The organism is Bradyrhizobium sp. B124 (assembly GCF_038967635.1).
Lineage (GTDB): Bacteria > Pseudomonadota > Alphaproteobacteria > Rhizobiales > Xanthobacteraceae > Bradyrhizobium.
The window spans coordinates 2,415,461-2,431,474 of sequence record NZ_CP152413.1; the positions used below are offsets into that span (position 1 = coordinate 2,415,461).

Annotated in this window: 12 protein-coding genes; 2 read left to right on the top strand and 10 right to left on the bottom strand. The window is 65.9% G+C overall.

Translation table 11 applies throughout. The features are described 5' to 3' along the window. Window positions 1–88 precede the first annotated feature (88 nt). The 4 genes from murJ to AAFG13_RS11745 form a co-directional block, all read right to left on the bottom strand. The gene (gene murJ / locus AAFG13_RS11730; protein WP_342712073.1) at window positions 89–1,618 is read right to left on the bottom strand and encodes a murein biosynthesis integral membrane protein MurJ; all 1,530 of its coding nucleotides are present in this window, start codon (window positions 1,616–1,618) and stop codon (window positions 89–91) included. Between the two features lie 43 nt (window positions 1,619–1,661). Then, window positions 1,662–2,813 (bottom strand): DegT/DnrJ/EryC1/StrS family aminotransferase, encoded by a 1,152-nt coding sequence (locus tag AAFG13_RS11735; RefSeq protein WP_212310117.1) that lies wholly within the window; start codon window positions 2,811–2,813, stop codon window positions 1,662–1,664. Between the two features lie 50 nt (window positions 2,814–2,863). Then, the gene (locus AAFG13_RS11740) at window positions 2,864–3,880 is read right to left on the bottom strand and encodes a Gfo/Idh/MocA family oxidoreductase (RefSeq protein ID WP_212310118.1); all 1,017 of its coding nucleotides are present in this window, start codon (window positions 3,878–3,880) and stop codon (window positions 2,864–2,866) included. A gap of 249 nt (window positions 3,881–4,129) precedes the next feature. After that, window positions 4,130–5,542, bottom strand: a complete 1,413-nt coding sequence (locus AAFG13_RS11745; RefSeq protein ID WP_229168856.1) for a mannose-1-phosphate guanylyltransferase/mannose-6-phosphate isomerase — start codon at window positions 5,540–5,542, stop codon at window positions 4,130–4,132. A gap of 352 nt (window positions 5,543–5,894) precedes the next feature. Here AAFG13_RS11745 and AAFG13_RS11750 point away from each other — a divergent pair, with 352 nt between their 5' ends. Next, on the top strand, window positions 5,895–6,881 hold the full coding sequence (locus AAFG13_RS11750; protein ID WP_212310120.1) for a lysylphosphatidylglycerol synthase transmembrane domain-containing protein: 987 nt from the start codon (window positions 5,895–5,897) through the stop codon (window positions 6,879–6,881). A 10-nt stretch (window positions 6,882–6,891) separates the two neighbouring features. Further along, entirely contained in the window at window positions 6,892–7,902 is a 1,011-nt protein-coding gene (locus AAFG13_RS11755; RefSeq protein WP_212310121.1) for a glycosyl transferase, read from the top strand. A 67-nt stretch (window positions 7,903–7,969) separates the two neighbouring features. Here the strand turns inward: AAFG13_RS11755 and AAFG13_RS11760 are convergent, their stop codons facing one another. From AAFG13_RS11760 to rfaD, 6 genes are all read right to left on the bottom strand, one after another. Next, window positions 7,970–8,911 carry an NAD-dependent epimerase/dehydratase family protein gene (locus tag AAFG13_RS11760; RefSeq protein WP_212310122.1) on the bottom strand — a complete coding sequence of 314 codons (942 nt, stop codon included), beginning with the start codon at window positions 8,909–8,911 and terminating at the stop codon, window positions 7,970–7,972. Further along, window positions 8,908–10,122 carry a glycosyltransferase family 4 protein gene (locus AAFG13_RS11765; RefSeq protein ID WP_342712074.1) on the bottom strand — a complete coding sequence of 405 codons (1,215 nt, stop codon included), beginning with the start codon at window positions 10,120–10,122 and terminating at the stop codon, window positions 8,908–8,910. Before AAFG13_RS11765 ends, AAFG13_RS11760 begins: the two co-directional genes overlap by 4 nt. A gap of 48 nt (window positions 10,123–10,170) precedes the next feature. Beyond that, window positions 10,171–12,084: a nucleoside-diphosphate sugar epimerase/dehydratase gene (locus AAFG13_RS11770; protein WP_212310124.1), complete on the bottom strand. Its 1,914-nt coding sequence runs from the start codon at window positions 12,082–12,084 to the stop codon at window positions 10,171–10,173. Between the two features lie 83 nt (window positions 12,085–12,167). Then, window positions 12,168–13,448 carry an O-antigen ligase family protein gene (locus AAFG13_RS11775; RefSeq protein ID WP_342712075.1) on the bottom strand — a complete coding sequence of 427 codons (1,281 nt, stop codon included), beginning with the start codon at window positions 13,446–13,448 and terminating at the stop codon, window positions 12,168–12,170. Between the two features lie 8 nt (window positions 13,449–13,456). Beyond that, on the bottom strand, window positions 13,457–14,929 hold the full coding sequence (gene rfaE1 / locus AAFG13_RS11780; RefSeq protein WP_342712076.1) for a D-glycero-beta-D-manno-heptose-7-phosphate kinase: 1,473 nt from the start codon (window positions 14,927–14,929) through the stop codon (window positions 13,457–13,459). Window positions 14,930–14,947: 18 nt separating this feature from the next. Continuing rightward, complete coding sequence (rfaD, locus tag AAFG13_RS11785; protein WP_212310127.1) at window positions 14,948–15,928, bottom strand: ADP-glyceromanno-heptose 6-epimerase; 981 nt, start codon at window positions 15,926–15,928, stop codon at window positions 14,948–14,950. Window positions 15,929–16,014 lie beyond the last annotated feature (86 nt).

The following is a 16,014-nucleotide window of genomic DNA, read 5'->3' on the forward strand; positions in this document are numbered from 1 at the left end:
GTGGTTGTCAGCGAAGCGCAAACCGCTTTCCGCCGCACGCGGCGCTATCCCACGGCCAACTCCTATGCATTTGATTTGACAGGTAAAACTATACGCGCCGCAGCGCGAACAGCCAGCCACGACCGAACAGCGTGAGGATCAGCAGCGCGTAGACGAAGGCGCCGACCGTGATCAGCAACAGCAGGATCATCTCATCGCGAAAGATCTGCATCGGCGCGAACCACACATAGGCGAAATGCGAGGTCAGCCACAGCGCAAGCGCGAGCAGCACCCCGCACAGTGCAAAAGTGCCGAACGAGCGGATCAGTGTGCGATCGAACGCGAGGTAGCCGCGGCGCACGGCGAACAGCAGCACCAGCAGCAGATTGACCCAGGCCCCGACCGCGGTCGCCAGCGCGAGCCCGACCTGCGCCAGTGAGCCGACCAACGCGATCTTCAGCGCGACATTGACCGCGACCCCGGTCAGCGCCGCCTTGACAGGGGTTGCGGTATCCTTGCGGGCATAGAAAGTCGCAACCGCGCTGCGGATCATCACGAAGGGAATCAGCCCAACCGCATAGGCCGCAAGCGTGGCGCCGGCGCTGGCGGCATCGGCCTTCGAGAACGCGCCGCGGGCGAACATCGCGCGCATGATCGGATCAGCCACCGTCAGGAACGCCGCCACGAACGGCACCGAGAACAGCAGCGTGAAATCAAAGGCGCGGCGCTGCGCGGCCATGGCGCCGGCGTGATCGTCGGCGGTCAGGCGCCGCGACATCTCCGGCAGCAGCACGGTGCCGATCGCGATCCCGATGACGCCGATCGGCAGTTGATTGAGGCGGTCGGCATAATACAACGCCGACAGCGCGCCGGCGGGCAGGAAGGTCGCGATGATGGTGTCGGCGAACAGCGCGACCTGCGTTCCCATCGAGCCCAAGGTCGCCGGTCCCAGCGCGCGGAAGAAGGCGCGGACATCCTCGTCGAGCCTCAGCGGCGCGAATCGCGGCAGGCCGCCGTGGCGCCCGAGGTCGCCGGCGAGCAGGAAGAACTGCAGGAAGCCCGAGATCAGGACGCCCCAGGCCGCGGCGTGACCGGCACTCGGGAAGAACGCCGCCAGCGCCAGCGTCATCATCATGGCGAGGTTGAGGAAGATCGGCGCCGCGGCGGCGCTGGCGAAGCGATGCATCACGTTGAGCATGCCGCCATAGAGCGTCACCAGCGTGATCAGCAAGAGATAAGGAAAGGTGATCCGCGTCAGCTCGATCGCAAGCTTGCGCTGGGATGCGTCCTCGGTGAAGCCCGGCGCGAGAATGCTCATCGCCTGCGGCATGAACGCCATCGCCACCACCAGCAGGACCACCTGCGAGGCGAACAGCAGCGTGAAGATGCGGTCGGCGAACAGCCGCGCCGACGCCTCGCCGCGCTCGCCATGAACATGGGCATAGGCCGGCACGAAGGCGGCGTTGAAGGCGCCTTCGGCAAAGATCGCGCGGAAATGATTGGGCAGCCGCAGCGCCACGAAGAAGGCGTCGGCGACCGGCCCGGCGCCGAGGATCGCCGCGAGCATGATGTCGCGCGCGAACCCGGTGACCCGCGATAGCAGGGTATAGCCGCCGACAGTGAAGATGCGCCCAAGCATGCGCTGCTTCTAGCGCATCATCACCCTACGTCAAAATGACCTATCAGGCAGAAAGAGCGCTGCGCACAGCCGCGATGACGCGGTCCTGCGCCGCCTCGTCGAGATAGGGGTGCATCGGCAGGGCGATGACGTCCTTTGACAGGCGCTCGCTGACCGGCAGGCCACCGTCGGCAACCGGATAGTGGCTGTAGGCCGTCTGCTGGTGGACCGACTTCGGATAGTAGATCATGGTCGGCACGCCCTGCGCCTTCAAGGCGGCCGCGAAGGCGTCACGATCGATGCCGTTGGTCAGACGGATGGTGTATTGCGCCCACACCGAGGTGCAGCCGGGAGCCACGCGCGGCACCGCGACGAGATTGCCGAGCGCCCGCGAATAGCGTTCCGCCACCTTGTTGCGCGCGGCGATCTCGTCGTCGAAGATCTTCAGCTTCTCGAGCAGGATCGCCGCCTGCATGGTGTCGAGCCGCGCAGTGAGGCCGAGCCGCACGTTGTCGTACTTGTCCGAGCCCTGGCCGTGGACGCGGATGCTGCGCAGCGTGCGCGCGAGTTCCTCGTCGTCGGTGAAGATCGCGCCGCCATCGCCGAAGCAGCCGAGCGGCTTGGCCGGGAAGAAGCTGGTTCCGGTCGCGAGCCCGAAGGTGCCGAGCTTGCGGTTCTTGTAGGTTGCGCCAAAGCCCTGCGCGGCATCGTCGAGCACGAACAGGCCCTCGGCCTCGGCGACCGCGCCAATCGCGTCGTGATCGGCGCTCTGGCCGAACAGATCGACCGGGATCACGGCAACCGGCTTCAGCCCGCGTGCGCGCGCCGTCGCAATGCCGCGCTTCAGCGAATTGACGTCGATGTTGAAGGTCTCCTCATCGACATCGACGAACACCGGTGTCGCGCCGGTCAGCGTCACGACTTCGCCGGTCGCGCAGAACGTGAAGGTCGGGCAGAGCACCGCATCGCCCGGCCCGACATTCTTTGCCATCAGGACCATCAGGAGCGCGTCGGTGCCGCTGGCACAGCTCACCACATGCTTGGCGCCGCTATAGTCCGCCAGCGCCTTCTCCAGCGCAATGACTTCCGGGCCGTTGATGAACTGGCAATGGTCGAGCACGCGCGCGACCGCGTCATCGATCGACTTGCCGAGCCGCCGGCGCTGCGCGGCGATATCGATGAAGGGAATGGGCTCAAGCTGCATATGCTGGTTCATGGAAGCTCTTTGCACGTGTTGAATGGATTACAATCAGCCAGTGGAGGCAATCAGCCGGCGATGCGGCGCGGTCCCTTGCGCATCGTCGATGCGGCGGGCCGGGCGGGCGATTCCAGGCAGCGGATCGCGATCTCGAGGCTCGCCACGCCCTCGTCGCCGGACACCGCCGGCAGCTTGCCGCTGCGCACGGCATCGAGGAAGGCGATCAGCTCGGCGCGCAGCGGCTCGTCGTGCCCGACCGGCAGATGGCGCATCGAATAGCTGCCATCCGGCTTGAAGCCGAAGCATTCGGTGACCTGGCGCGTGAGCAGGTCGCCCATCACGTATTTGCCGCGGGTCGCGACCGTCACGTTGCGCGCCTTGAACGGCGTCAGCCAGTTGGTGTTGATGTGGGCGAGCACGCCGGACGCCGTGCGGAACTGCAGCAGCGCGATGTCCTCGCGCTCGGCGACCGCGCTCGAGAGCTGCGGCTGCACCTCGACGATGTCGGACTCGGTGAACCAGCGGATCAGGTCGATGTCGTGTACGGCGAGGTCGATCACGACGCCGACATTGGACATCCGCGGCGGGAACGGGCCGACCCGGGTGATGCCGATCGACAGGATATCCTCGCCCGAGATCGCCTGCTTGATCGCGGCGACCGCCGGATTGAAGCGCTCGACATGGCCGACCATCAGCGTAACGCCGGCCCGCTCGGCGGCTGCGACGATCTCGCGGCCCTCTTGGACCGTGGATGCGACCGGCTTCTCGACCAGGATGTGGATGTTGTGCGCGATGCAGGCGAGCGCGATCTCGTGATGCAGGTGGGTGGGTGCCGCGATCGTCACCGCATCGACGCCCTCGGCAAGCAGCTGATCGAGGTTTTCGAAGGCGCGGCAACCGACCAGGTCGATGGCGCGTGCGCGGTGCTCCGGCAGCGGATCGACGATGCCGATCAGCACGACGCCGGGCAGTCCGGCCAGTACGCGGGCATGGTTGCTGCCCATCACGCCGGCGCCGATCACGCCGACGCGCAATGCGCGGCCGATATCGGCCCTCGCGCCGGCTGCGGACACTTTTGCATTCATATCGTAGACCCCAAGTAGCGTTCTGGCGGTTGTCCCGGCTCCTCAGGGAGCCATCCAGGCTCCGAGGGAATCAGACCAAGGCCCCTCGTCCCGATCTGCGCCTCCGGCGCAAATCACCCCGCTTCGTTGGCAGCCGCTATAGCACGGCGTCACAAATGTGGCGAATGCCAAGGACGAAATCCGGACACGTTTTGATTCAAAGAGTTACATCGTCCCGCGCCCGGCGATTGGCGCGGGAACCGGCTCGCCTCAGCTGCGCCGGTAGTCGTCCTCGATGCGGATGATGTCGTCCTCGCCGAGATAGCTGCCGGTCTGCACCTCGATCAGCTCGAGCTGGATCTTGCCGGGATTCTCCAGCCGGTGCACCGCGCCGATCGGGATATAGATCGACTCGTTCTCGTGCACCGTCTTGATCAGCTCGTTGACGGTGACCTGCGCGGTGCCGCGCACCACGATCCAGTGCTCGGAGCGGTGATGGTGCTTCTGCAAGGACAGCCGCCCGCCGGGCTTGACGATGATGCGCTTGACCTGGTGGCGGTCGCCATTGTCGACCGATTGGTAGGAGCCCCAGGGGCGATGCACCTTGATGTGGTTCTCGGTCACCTCGGGCGCCGCCACTTTCAATTTCGCGACCAGCCGCTTCAGCCCGTTGGCGTCCTTCTGGCGTGACACCAGCACGGCGTCCTGGGTCGCGACCACGACGAGGTCGTCGACGCCTTCGAGCGCAACCAGCGCCCGGTCGGTCGAGACGTTGCAATTGCGGGAATCCTCGAACACGGCCGCGCCGCGCGCCGCGTTGCCCAGGCTGTCCTTGTCGGAGAGCTCCCAGACCTGGCGCCACGAGCCGATGTCGGACCAGCCGCACGCCACCGGCACCACCGCGGCATGAGCGGTCTTCTCCATCACGGCATAATCGATCGAGATCGCCTTTGCGGCGCCGAACGCCGCTGCATCGAGCTTGACGAAGCCGAGATCGCGCGTCGCCGACGCAACCGACTGCTCCACCGACGCAATGCTGTCGGCATCGACGTTGCGATACTCGTCGAGCAGCACGCCGGCGCGGAACATGAAGTTGCCGCTGTTCCAGAGATAGCCCGCATCGATATAGCCTGCCGCCGTCGCGGCATCCGGCTTCTCGACGAATTTTGCCACCGCGCGCACCTCGCCGGCGACCACCTCACCCGGGCTGATATAGCCGTATTCGGTCGCGGGCCGTTCCGGCTTGACGCCGAAGGTCACGATGCGGCCGGCTTCGGCAGCCACCAATCCGCCGCGGCACGCGGCGACGAAGGCCGGCGTATCCCGCACCAGATGGTCGGCGGCGAGCGCCAGCACGATCGCTTCGCTGTCACGGCTCTGCGCGAATGCCGCACCGGCCGCGATCGCTGGCCCGGAGTCACGGCGCATCGGCTCCAGCAGCACATCGGCCTCGCGGCCGATCTCGGCCAGCTGCTCCAGCACCATGAAGCGATAGGCCTCGTTGGTGATCACGATCGGCCGCTCGAACAGGCCGGCGTCGGAGACCCGCAGCAGCGTCTCCTGGAAGGTCGAGCGCGCCCCGAACAGGGACAGGAACTGCTTCGGATGCACCTCGCGTGACGCCGGCCAGAGCCGCGTGCCTGCGCCGCCGCACATGATCAGGGGAATAATTCGTCGATCCATCGATGCCTCAAGTCCTGTCGTGCCAGTCCTGTCGTATCCATCCGCGGACGGCACACCAAAATGGCCCGGTGCCGCCGTGGCCGGCAGCCCTGTTGCCTGGGAAGCACGATCCGGGCAGTCACGCGCCCCCACGCGTCTGGTCGGATCTTACCGGTCTCGTAAACTCCCGGCGAACGGCTGGCCGTTCCCCGTCCCGGCATCTTTAGCCGCCCCTTCGCGCCTGCCGCAATAGGGACCAGTACGGGTATTGCCAGATCGGTGCGGAAACCATACCAAGGCGGCGAATTTGGGCGCGCGAAAGCGTTTTGCGCTGTTTTTGACACATCCTGAAAACCTGGCAGCGCGAACGGAAATGCGCCGAATCCTGCTTTCGACCGTCAAGATCCTGATCTCGGCTGCGCTGCTCTATTTCTCGCTGCGCAAGGTCAACCTGTATGACCTCGCCTCCCGCATCCAGGTCGAGAGCCTGGGCTGGCTCGGCCTCGCGATCGCGGTCACCTTCCTGCAGATCTTTCTCGGGGTGCTGCGCTGGCGCGAGATCAGCGTGGAGTGCGGCGCGCCGCTGGAAACCGCGCAGGCGATGCGCTTCAACGTGATCGGCACCTTCTTCAACCAGACACTGCCGTCCTCGATCGGCGGCGACGCCGTGCGGCTTTGGCTCGTCGCGCGCGCCGGTGCGGGCTGGCGCGCAGCCACCTACTCGATCTTCGTCGATCGCGCGGTCGGACTGATCGCCCTGGCCGTCGTCATCGCAGCCACCCTGCCCTGGAGCTATCGGCTGATCTCCGATACCCATGGCTGGATGGCGTTGCTGCTGCTCGACATCGCCGCGCTTGCGGCCGGATTTGGTTTCCTCGTGATCGGCCTGTTGCCGTGGCCGTGGCTGAAGCAGTGGTGGGCAACGCACCACATCCACGCCTGCGCGGTCATCGCGAACCGGGTGTTGTTCAGCCGCAAGCACGGATTGCGGGTCGCGACCCTTTCGATCGCCATTCACGTGGTGACCGTCGTGATCGGCTGGTGCGTGGTGAAGTCGATCGCGGCTCCGGTCACCTTCGGCGAGATATTCCAATTGTTGCCCCCGGTCATGCTGATCACGATGATGCCGATCTCGATCGCGGGCTGGGGCGTGCGCGAGGCCACGATGGCGCTCGCCTTCGGCTATGCCGGCCTGATTGCGAATGAAGGCGTCAACATCTCGCTGCTGTTCGGTGCGGTGTCGTTCGTGGTCGGCGTGTTCGGCGGCCTGGTGTGGATCCTGAGCCCGGAAAAGGCCGCCAAGGGCGCCGAGCCGATCGAAGTCCCGGGATCGCAATCGCGAGTCCCGGGATCGCAGTGACCGGACCAGAATGAGCAGTTTCGAGACCCTCCTGTCATTGATCGCAGCGGTGCTGGCCGCATCGATCTCGGCCGTCCTGATCCGGGCAACGCGGCCTCTGCTGCTGCGCGTGGCACTGGCGAAGCCGAATGCGCGCTCGTCGCACCGCATTCCAACGCCGCAGGGCGCCGGCATCGCGGTCGTCGCAGCCACGCTGCTGGCGGGCGGGATCGTCATCGTGCTAGCGGGATCGCCGGACCTCACGATACCGATCACGGTGTTCGCGGCCTGCCTGTTCATCGCGGTGGTGGGCTTTGCCGACGACATCCGGTCGCTACCCGTCGTCCCGCGGCTGTTGCTGCAGGCGGCCGCCGTTGCGGCCGTGGTGTTTGCTGCGCCGGTCGATCTCAGGCTCGTTCCGGCCTGCCCGCTCTGGCTCGAACGCGGCCTGCTGCTGATCGCCGGCCTCTGGTTCGTGAACCTCGTCAACTTCATGGACGGGCTCGACCTGATGACGGCGGCCGAGGCCGTGCCGATCACGGTGGCCGTCGCCCTGCTCGGCAGCTTCGGCCATGTGCCCGCGGCTTGCGCGCTGGTCGCGGCAGCGCTGTGCGGCGCGTTGCTCGGCTTCGCGCCGTTCAACCGGCCGGTGGCAAAGATATTCCTTGGCGATGTCGGCAGCCTGCCGATCGGCTTGCTGCTGGGCTGGTGCCTTCTCGAGCTTGCCCTGCATCAGCAATTCGCCGCCGCGCTGCTGCTGCCGCTGTATTATTTGACCGATGCGACCGTCACGCTGTTTTGCCGCATCGCGCGGCGCGAGCCGTTCTGGTCCGCGCACCGCTCGCACTTCTATCAGCGCGCGACCGACAACGGATTTGTGGTGTGGCGCGTCGTCGGCGAGGTCTTTGCACTCAACGTGGTGTTGGCGCTGCTCGCATTCGCCTCGGTCGCCCTCAATTCCCTCGCAGCAGACATCGTCCTGCTGCTGGCCGGCGCGCTCGCCGTCGCCTGGCAACTGCGCCGGTTCTCGCGATCGTTCTGATCGGGCCAGAGCGTTTTCCAGCGAAGTTGATACCGGTCCGCGTGAAGAAAACGCGTCAAAATAAGATCTAGATGTCCGTTCGACTCAGCGCGCGTCTCAGCCCCTCGTCGAGGCTGATGGGCTGCTGCCATCCGGTGCTCGCGACCTTGGACAGATCGAGTTCAAGCGAGGCGAACAGGCTGTCATAGGCTTCCTTGCGGCCGCCCACCGTGAGCGACACTTTCAGGAGCGGCGACGGCAGCCAGAACAGACGCGGCGAGGTTTCTGCCGCGCGGGCAAGGCGCTCGACGAACTCCCGCGTCGAGACCTGCTCGCGGTCGGCCACCAGAAACACGTCGAAATCATTTCCCGGTCGCGACAACCGATACAGAATGAACGACGCCAGATTTTCCGCGGACAGGAACGCGCGGCGATTCTTCACAAAGGCGAGCGGAAGCGGCATGCGATTGATCACCGCACGCTTGAGCAGCGCGAAATTTCCTTTCGCACCGGCGCCGTAGATCAGCGGCGGCCTGATCACGGTCACCCTCATGCCGCTGCCCGGCACAATCCCCTTCAGACCGACCTCGGCGGCCGCCTTCGAGTTTCCGTAGAGACCGCGAGGTGTCAGCACATCGTCCTCGCGAAACGGCGGGCGGCCGTAGTTGCTGCGCCCATGCACCAGGATCGTGCTGACAAAAATGAAATCCCGAACGCCCGCCGCGACCGCCGAACGCGCCAGGTGCAGCGTGCCTTCGATATTGACGTTGCGGTAGAGCTCGATCGCCTGTTCATCGGACTGCTGGTGAACGCGAGCCGCAAGATGAACGACGGCGTCCACCCCATCGAGCGCGGCGCGCCAATCGGTGGCCGGACTGAGCGAGCCGATCGCCACGTCGTTTGCATCCTGCAGCGGGGTGCGCACCGCGCGCCGCACCAACCAGCCATTCTGCTCCAGCTCGGGCACCACGTGGCGACCGACAAAGCCGCTCGCACCCGTCACAAGAACCGTCGGGCGGTGATCATTCATGCTGTCCGCTCCACATCGTGATTGGATAACAGCTCCGCAACCAGCGCGGCGTAGCTCGACAGGGCCCGCTCGGGACTGAAGGTTCGCGCGGTCGCCACGGCGCGCTCGGCCATCGCGGCGTCCTGCGATTGCGACGCCATCCTGATCGCATCGGCGAGTTGGTCGGGCCGTCCCGGCGTGACGACCCAGCCCAGCCGATTCTCGCTGACGGTCAGCGCGGCCTCGGCTTCGGGTTCGGAGACCAGGATGACGGGCCGGCCGGCTGCAAGCAGATTATAGAACCGGCTCGGGACCGATACACCGGCAACGTTCTTGCGATAGGGGATGAGCCAGACGTCCGCGCTGGAGAGCAGCGCGTCGAGCTCGCCATCCGCGACGCGCTCGACCAGTGTGACGTTGGCGAGCTGCGCCTCGGCCTGCATCTCCTTCAGCCGCGCAAAGCCCATGCCCCATCCCGACAGCAGGAAATGGATATCGCGTTCGTCACGCAACTGCCGCGCGGCCCCGAAGACGATGTCCGGATCGTGGGTGAAGCCGAGATTGCCGGACAGGCCGACGACGAAGCGGGCGGCGATCGCCTTGCGAAACGGATTATCGGGGCTGACGGGACGATTGCCGGGGTCGAGCGTGGCCCAGTTCGGGATGAACCTGATCTTGTCCGGTGTCATTCCGCGATAGCGCAGCAGCAGCTTCTCGGCATCGCGGCCGATCACGATGACGGCGTTCAAGGCACGGAACATCAGCGCGTTGATCGCGCGCATCGCCCGCGCAACCAGCGAGGACGGCCGCAGCAGCCCGGCCATCACGAGAACATCCGGAAATAAATCGTGCAAGATCAACGCCGACTTGGCCCCCTTCAGCCGCGCCGCGGCGGCAACCGCATAAGGCAGCGCGAAGGGAGCGGTCACCGTCAGCGCCACGTCGCCGCGCTGCAGCCGCGACAACAACGCAAAGAACATACGTGCGGTGAACAGCGCCTCGGCCAGCGCGCGCTTGATCAGCGCCGCTTTTCCCGGCAGCCAGTTCCTGATCTCGACGACGACGGGTCGCCCCGGCGCCGGCGCCCGCGCCGAGCCCGGCATCCCGGAGACCACCACCACGTCGGCCTCCTGCGCGATCCGTTCGGCGATCGCGGACATGATCGCGGCGGTCGTGCTGTGGTCCGGCGGATAATGCTGGCTGGCGACCACGACTTTTCGAGAACTTGGCATCAATGGCTTTCGAAACGGTCCTGCCTGATCACCCGCAGGACGGCGCGGTCAGGCGGCATTCGACCCGAACTCGGGCACGGCGTCCTGAAGGACGGCACGGATGGTCACGCGGTCATCCCTCTCGATCGCATCTTCCAGCGCCGCGAGCCACTTGCGCAGCGTCGACATCGGAGGCTGGTTCGGCTTGGCGGCCATGACGCCGGCAACGCCGATTTCGAGCGTCGGCTCCTGGCTTGCGAACAGGATCTCGTTCAGCCGCTCGCCGGGACGGATTCCGCTGAACACGATCTCGACGTCAGCGCCCGGTTGCAGGCCCGACAGGCGGATCATCCGCTCGGCGAGATCGACGATCTTCACCGGCTGCCCCATGTTCAGCACATAGACCGAGACGTCAGGTCGCGCCGGTGTCATGGCGTGCGTCGCGGCGGTGATCACGAGATCGCAGGCTTCGCGGATCGTCATGAAATAACGGACCATGTCCGGATGGGTCACCGTGATCGGTCCGCCGGCCTCGATCTGGGCCTTGAACTTCGGCACCACGGATCCGTTGGACGCCAGCACGTTTCCGAACCGCACCGAGATCAGCCGCATGTGCGACTTGCCCCTGGCCTCGGCCATCAGGTCATGATCCATCGCCTGACAGTACATCTCGGCGAACCGCTTGGTCAGGCCCAGCATCGACACCGGCTCGATCGCCTTGTCGGTCGAGATCATCACCATGGCGCTCGCGCCCGCGGCACGCGCCGCGTCGGCGACGTTCACGGACCCGAAGATGTTGGTCTTGACCCCTTCGCTCCAGTCGCGCTCCAGGATCGGCACATGCTTGAGCGCCGCGGCATGGAACACGATGTCGGGCTTGAACTCGCTCATCAGGCGCGTGATGCGCTCGCGATCCCTGATGTCCGCGATCCGGCCCTCGATCTCGGGGCCGCTGTCGCGCGCGGACAGCGCCTCGGTGACGGCATAGAGCGCCGGCTCCGAGTTCTCGACGACCAAAAGACGCGCCGCGCCGAAGGTCGCGACCCTCTCGCAGATTTCCGCACCGATCGAGCCGCCGCCGCCGGTCACGATGACGGACTTGCCCTTCACCAGCGTCTCGAGCCGCGCATAGTCGATCTTCTGGCTCGGGCGCAGCAGCAGGTCCTCGACCGCGACATTGGTGAGCCGGGGCGTATCGCCGCCCTCCAGCGACGGCAGGCGGCTGACCATCAGACCGAGCCGCTTGGCGCGCATCAGCACGCTTTCCGGATGCGCATCCGGCTCGAACGCCGAGGGCGTCATGATCACGCGCTTGATCGGCCGCTGGCGGCTCTCAAAATCCCGAATCACGGCTTCGATATCATCGACGCCGCCGACCACGGGAATGTTGCGGATCATCTGGCCGCGGTCCGCGGCCGACGGCGAGAGCACGCCGACCGGCCAGAGCCGCTTGATGGCCCCGTTCTCGATGCCGCGCAGCACGACTTCCGCGTCGGCCGTGCGTCCGACCAGCAGCGCCGACGCGGCATTGTCGGATCGGGCATGAAGTCGCGTGCGCGAATAGCGGAAGTAGCGATAGCCGAGGCGCAGCGCGCTCAGCGCGAACACCTCAAGGAAGAAGAACAGGATGATCGTGACGCGGCCGAGGAACACCGGACTTGGCGAATTCGCTCCGGTGAAGAAGTAGACGTAATCCACCACGACCAGTGCCAGCGTCAGCACCGCGGCGACCCGCAGGATGTTCACCGCGTCCGGCAGCGAGGTGAAGCGCCATTTCGCCGTGGTCAGATTGGAGAAATAGCTGACCACGACGCTGAACAGCACGAACCAGGGCAGAATGCGCAGCAAATGCGGCAGCCGATCGGTAAGCAGGCTGCCCTCGAAGCGCAGATAAAAGCTCGCCAGCAACGCAAACGTCGTCGCGAGTGCGTCATGTGCCAGAATCAGGAAGTTGCGCAGGTGGAATTGTGAAAGGCGCGTCATCTAACGGACGGGTTGCTGGCAACTGGGAGTTGGCGACGAGACATTGGCAGGCTGTAGCGTATCTGCGGAGCCCTTGCCAGCGATCATGGACGGATCGGAGGCTCGGGTTCCATATCCGTCCCCAATCGCCCCTTCAACGCCATACCGCCCGCAACGCCGACGCCCAGCACGTACATCCAGCCTTCATGAAAGTCGAAGATGTGTGAATTAAACAACGAACTTGAAATATTCTGTACCACGACGAGAAGCCCGATCCAGTTGACGAGGCCGTCGCCGCGGAACAGCAACAGGTGCAGCAGCCACATCGCGTACAGTATCGCTACACCCACAATGCCCCACTGCACGGCGACGTTCAACGTTTGATTGTGGGGGTTTCCGATCACTTCGGCGGAAGCCTGGTTCACGCCGCCGGCCGCGACGCGCTCGAACAGGCCCCGCGTCGCGCCGGTGCCGTGGCCGATGACCGGAGCCTCGGCAAAGAAGCCGAGCGACTTGCGCCAGAATTCGAGCCGCAAACCAAGCGACGTCGGCTCGTTACGCTCCATGTAGAGCTTGTAGTCGCGCTGGAATGAATCGGCCGTCGCGCGCAGTTGCGGCGAGGCGTACCACGCCGCCACGAACAACGCGCCAGCCCCGCACAGGATCAGGGCGATGCTGCGCCAGCGCAGATGGAGCAGGGCGAACACCGCGAACATGATCGGAATGGTCACCAGCGCGGTCCGCGACACCACCACGAACGCCATGTTGGCAAGCAGGCTGAGCGCGATCCCGGTCAGCAACACGGCCGGCAGGACGCGATTGGCCCGCAACAGCATCACGATCGGATAAGCCAGCGCGACCGCGCACAGTGTGAATTCCTGGCTCTGGTCGATGTAGTTCTTGACGAAGACGCCCTGCTCGCCGGGTGCCGGCGCCCTCAGCGCGAGATGGGGAAAGGCAAGCACCAGCCACGACATCAACATCAGCAGCGTGCAGGAGACGAGGAAAGCCACGAACACCCACGTCCCGCGGGCCGAGCGCTGAAAGTGATAGAGCAGCACGGGAAGCACCAAGAGCTTTGCGGTCGGCCCGACCGCGTACAATCTCGCGCCCCAGGCGGCGTCCGACCAGAGCGTGCCGGCGAGCGCGAGGCAAAACAGCGCGATCGGCGCCACGCAGATCGGCCGCTTCAGCAGCGTCCAGAACGCCCGCAGGTCGACGGTCGGCGCAATCGAGATCAGCAGCACCACGCCGAAGATGCCGACCAGCGAGGTTGACCACGGCAGCGACAGCGCAATCAGGACCGCGACCACGTCGGTCGTGATCTGCCAGCGCGCCGGATCGCGCCAGGCCGGGCACGCCGCGGCGCCTGCCGGGGATGCCATGCTCGCGCTCACGCCTTGCCCTCGCGAGCCCGGGCAACCAGCGACGTCGTGCTGTGGCCCTGCAGGATCTCGACCAGCACCACCTCGCCGCCGGCGGCCTCGACGATCTCGTGGCCGACCACCTGCTCGCGGGTATAGTCGCCGCCCTTGACCAGCACGCTCGGCCGCACCTTCGTGATCAGGTTGATCGGCGTGTCCTCCTCGAAGATTGCGACGAGGTCGACGGCTTCCAGCGCAGCCAGCACCTCGGCCCGGGCGCGCTCGTTCTGCACCGGACGCCCCTCGCCCTTCAGCCGCTTCACCGAGGCGTCGCTGTTCAATCCGACGATCAGGCGATCACAGGCGCCGCGCGCGGCCGTCAGCACCTTGACGTGGCCCGGATGCAGGATGTCGAAACAGCCATTGGTGAAGCCGATCCGCAGATCCTGCCTGCGCCATTCCTCGAGATAGGCGTCGATATCGCCGCCGGCCGGGACGATCTTCTCCTCGGCCGCCAGCGAGGCGTGCGGCAGAATCTTTCGCCGCAACTCGGCGGATCTGACGATCGCGGTACCGGTCTTGCCGACCGCGACCGCGGCTGCGGCACTCGCGATCCGCAGCGCGCCGTCCCAGTCGGCACCAGCAGCCAGCGCCAGCGCCAGCGCAGCTGCGACGGTATCGCCGGCCCCGGAGACATCGCGCACCTTGACCGGCAGCGCCGGCACATGGATCGAACCGCCGTCCCGCGTCACCAGCGTCATGCCGCGCTCGCCCTGCGTCACCAGCATCGCCTCGCAATCGGCGAGGACCATCGCATCGGGCGCGGCCTGCGCGATGCTGTCCTGGCTGTCGGCACGGCTGCGGGTCGCCTCGGCGAATTCCTTGCGGTTCGGCGTCAACACGGTCGCGCCGCGATAGATCGCGAGGTTGGCGCTCTTCGGATCGACGATCACGCGCTTGCCCGCCTGGCGCGCGGCGTCGATCACGTTGCGGATCACGCGCGCGGTCAGCACGCCCTTGGCATAGTCGGACAGCAGCACGATGTCGGCGCGCGCAAGGCGCGGCAGGATCGCGTCGATCAGCTGCTGCTCGATGGCGGGCGCGGCCGGCGCGGCCAGCTCCCAATCGGAGCGCAGCATGTGGGTCGAGAACTGTTCGGAGACGAAGCGCACCTTGCGCGTGGTCGGGCGCGCGGCGTCGCGCACCAGCACGGTTTCGATCCCCGCCTCTTTCGCCAGCGCCTCGGTCAACACCGTCCCGGCGGCATCCTCGCCGATCAGGCCGACGAAGATGCAGCGGCCGCCAAGCGCGGCGATATTGCGCGCGACGTTGCCGGCGCCGCCGATATTGATTTCGCTGCGCCTGACCGCGATCACCGGCGCCGGCGCCTCCGGCGAGATCCGCGACACCTCGCCATAGACGAACTCGTCGAGCATGAGGTCGCCGACGCAGAGCACGGTCTGGCCGGACATTGCACGCGAGATCGCTTCAAAATCGAACATCAGTCACCGTCATCCGCTCTAGCGATAGCGATCCGCGCGATCGAGAAAGCCGTTCACATAGGCTCCGACCGCGTCTTCCAACTGCGTAAAACCGCCATTGTATCCGGCGCGCCCGAGACGATCGACGACGCTCTGGGTGAAATATTGGTAACTGCCGCGAATCTGCTCGGGCATGTCGACATACTGGATGTTCGGCTGCAGGCCGAGCGCGCCGTAGGCCGAGACGATCAGGTCCTTGAAGCTGCGCGCCTTGCCGGTGCCGACGTTGAAGAGGCCGGAGACCCGCGGCGTCGCGACCAGCCACATCATCACCCGCACGACGTCGTCGACATAGATGAAGTCGCGGCGCTGATCGCCATCGGCGATGCCCTCGCGATGCGACTTGAACAGCTGCACGACGCGGCCCGCTTTGATGTCGTCGAAGCGGCGCGCCAGCACGCTCATCATCGTGCCCTTGTGATATTCATTCGGGCCGAACACGTTGAAGAATTTCAGCCCCGCCCATTGCGGCGGCAGAGGTTCGCCTTTCGCAGCGCGCTCGGCGACGACGAGATCGAACAGGTTCTTGCTCCAGCCATACAGGTTCATCGGCCGCAGCCGCTTGAGCGCCTCAACGGAACCGTCGTCGTCAAAACCCTGGTCGCCGTCGCCGTAGGTGGCGGCCGAAGAGGCATAGATCAGCGGGGTTCCGGTCGCGGTGCACCAATCGAGCAGCCGCTTCGAGAGACGGAAATTGGTCTCGATCACCAGATCGCCGTCGGTCGCGGTGGTCTCCGAGATCGCACCGAGATGGAGGACGGCATCCAGCCGCCGGCCCTGCAGCCAAGCCATCAACTCGGCCGGCGGCACGAAATCGGCGATCTGGCGCTTGGCCAGGTTCCGCCACTTGCCGTCGTCCCCAAGAAGGTCGCAGACCGCCACGTCGCTGCGCCCGGCGTCATTCAACGCGGCCACGACGTTCGATCCGATAAAACCGGCGCCCCCGGTTACCAGAAACATGATGAAATCCCGCCAGATTCCTTTGCAGCCGCCAGCTTTGCCCCACTCCCGCGCCACAGGCAACGACGGCTTTACCTCACTTCGCG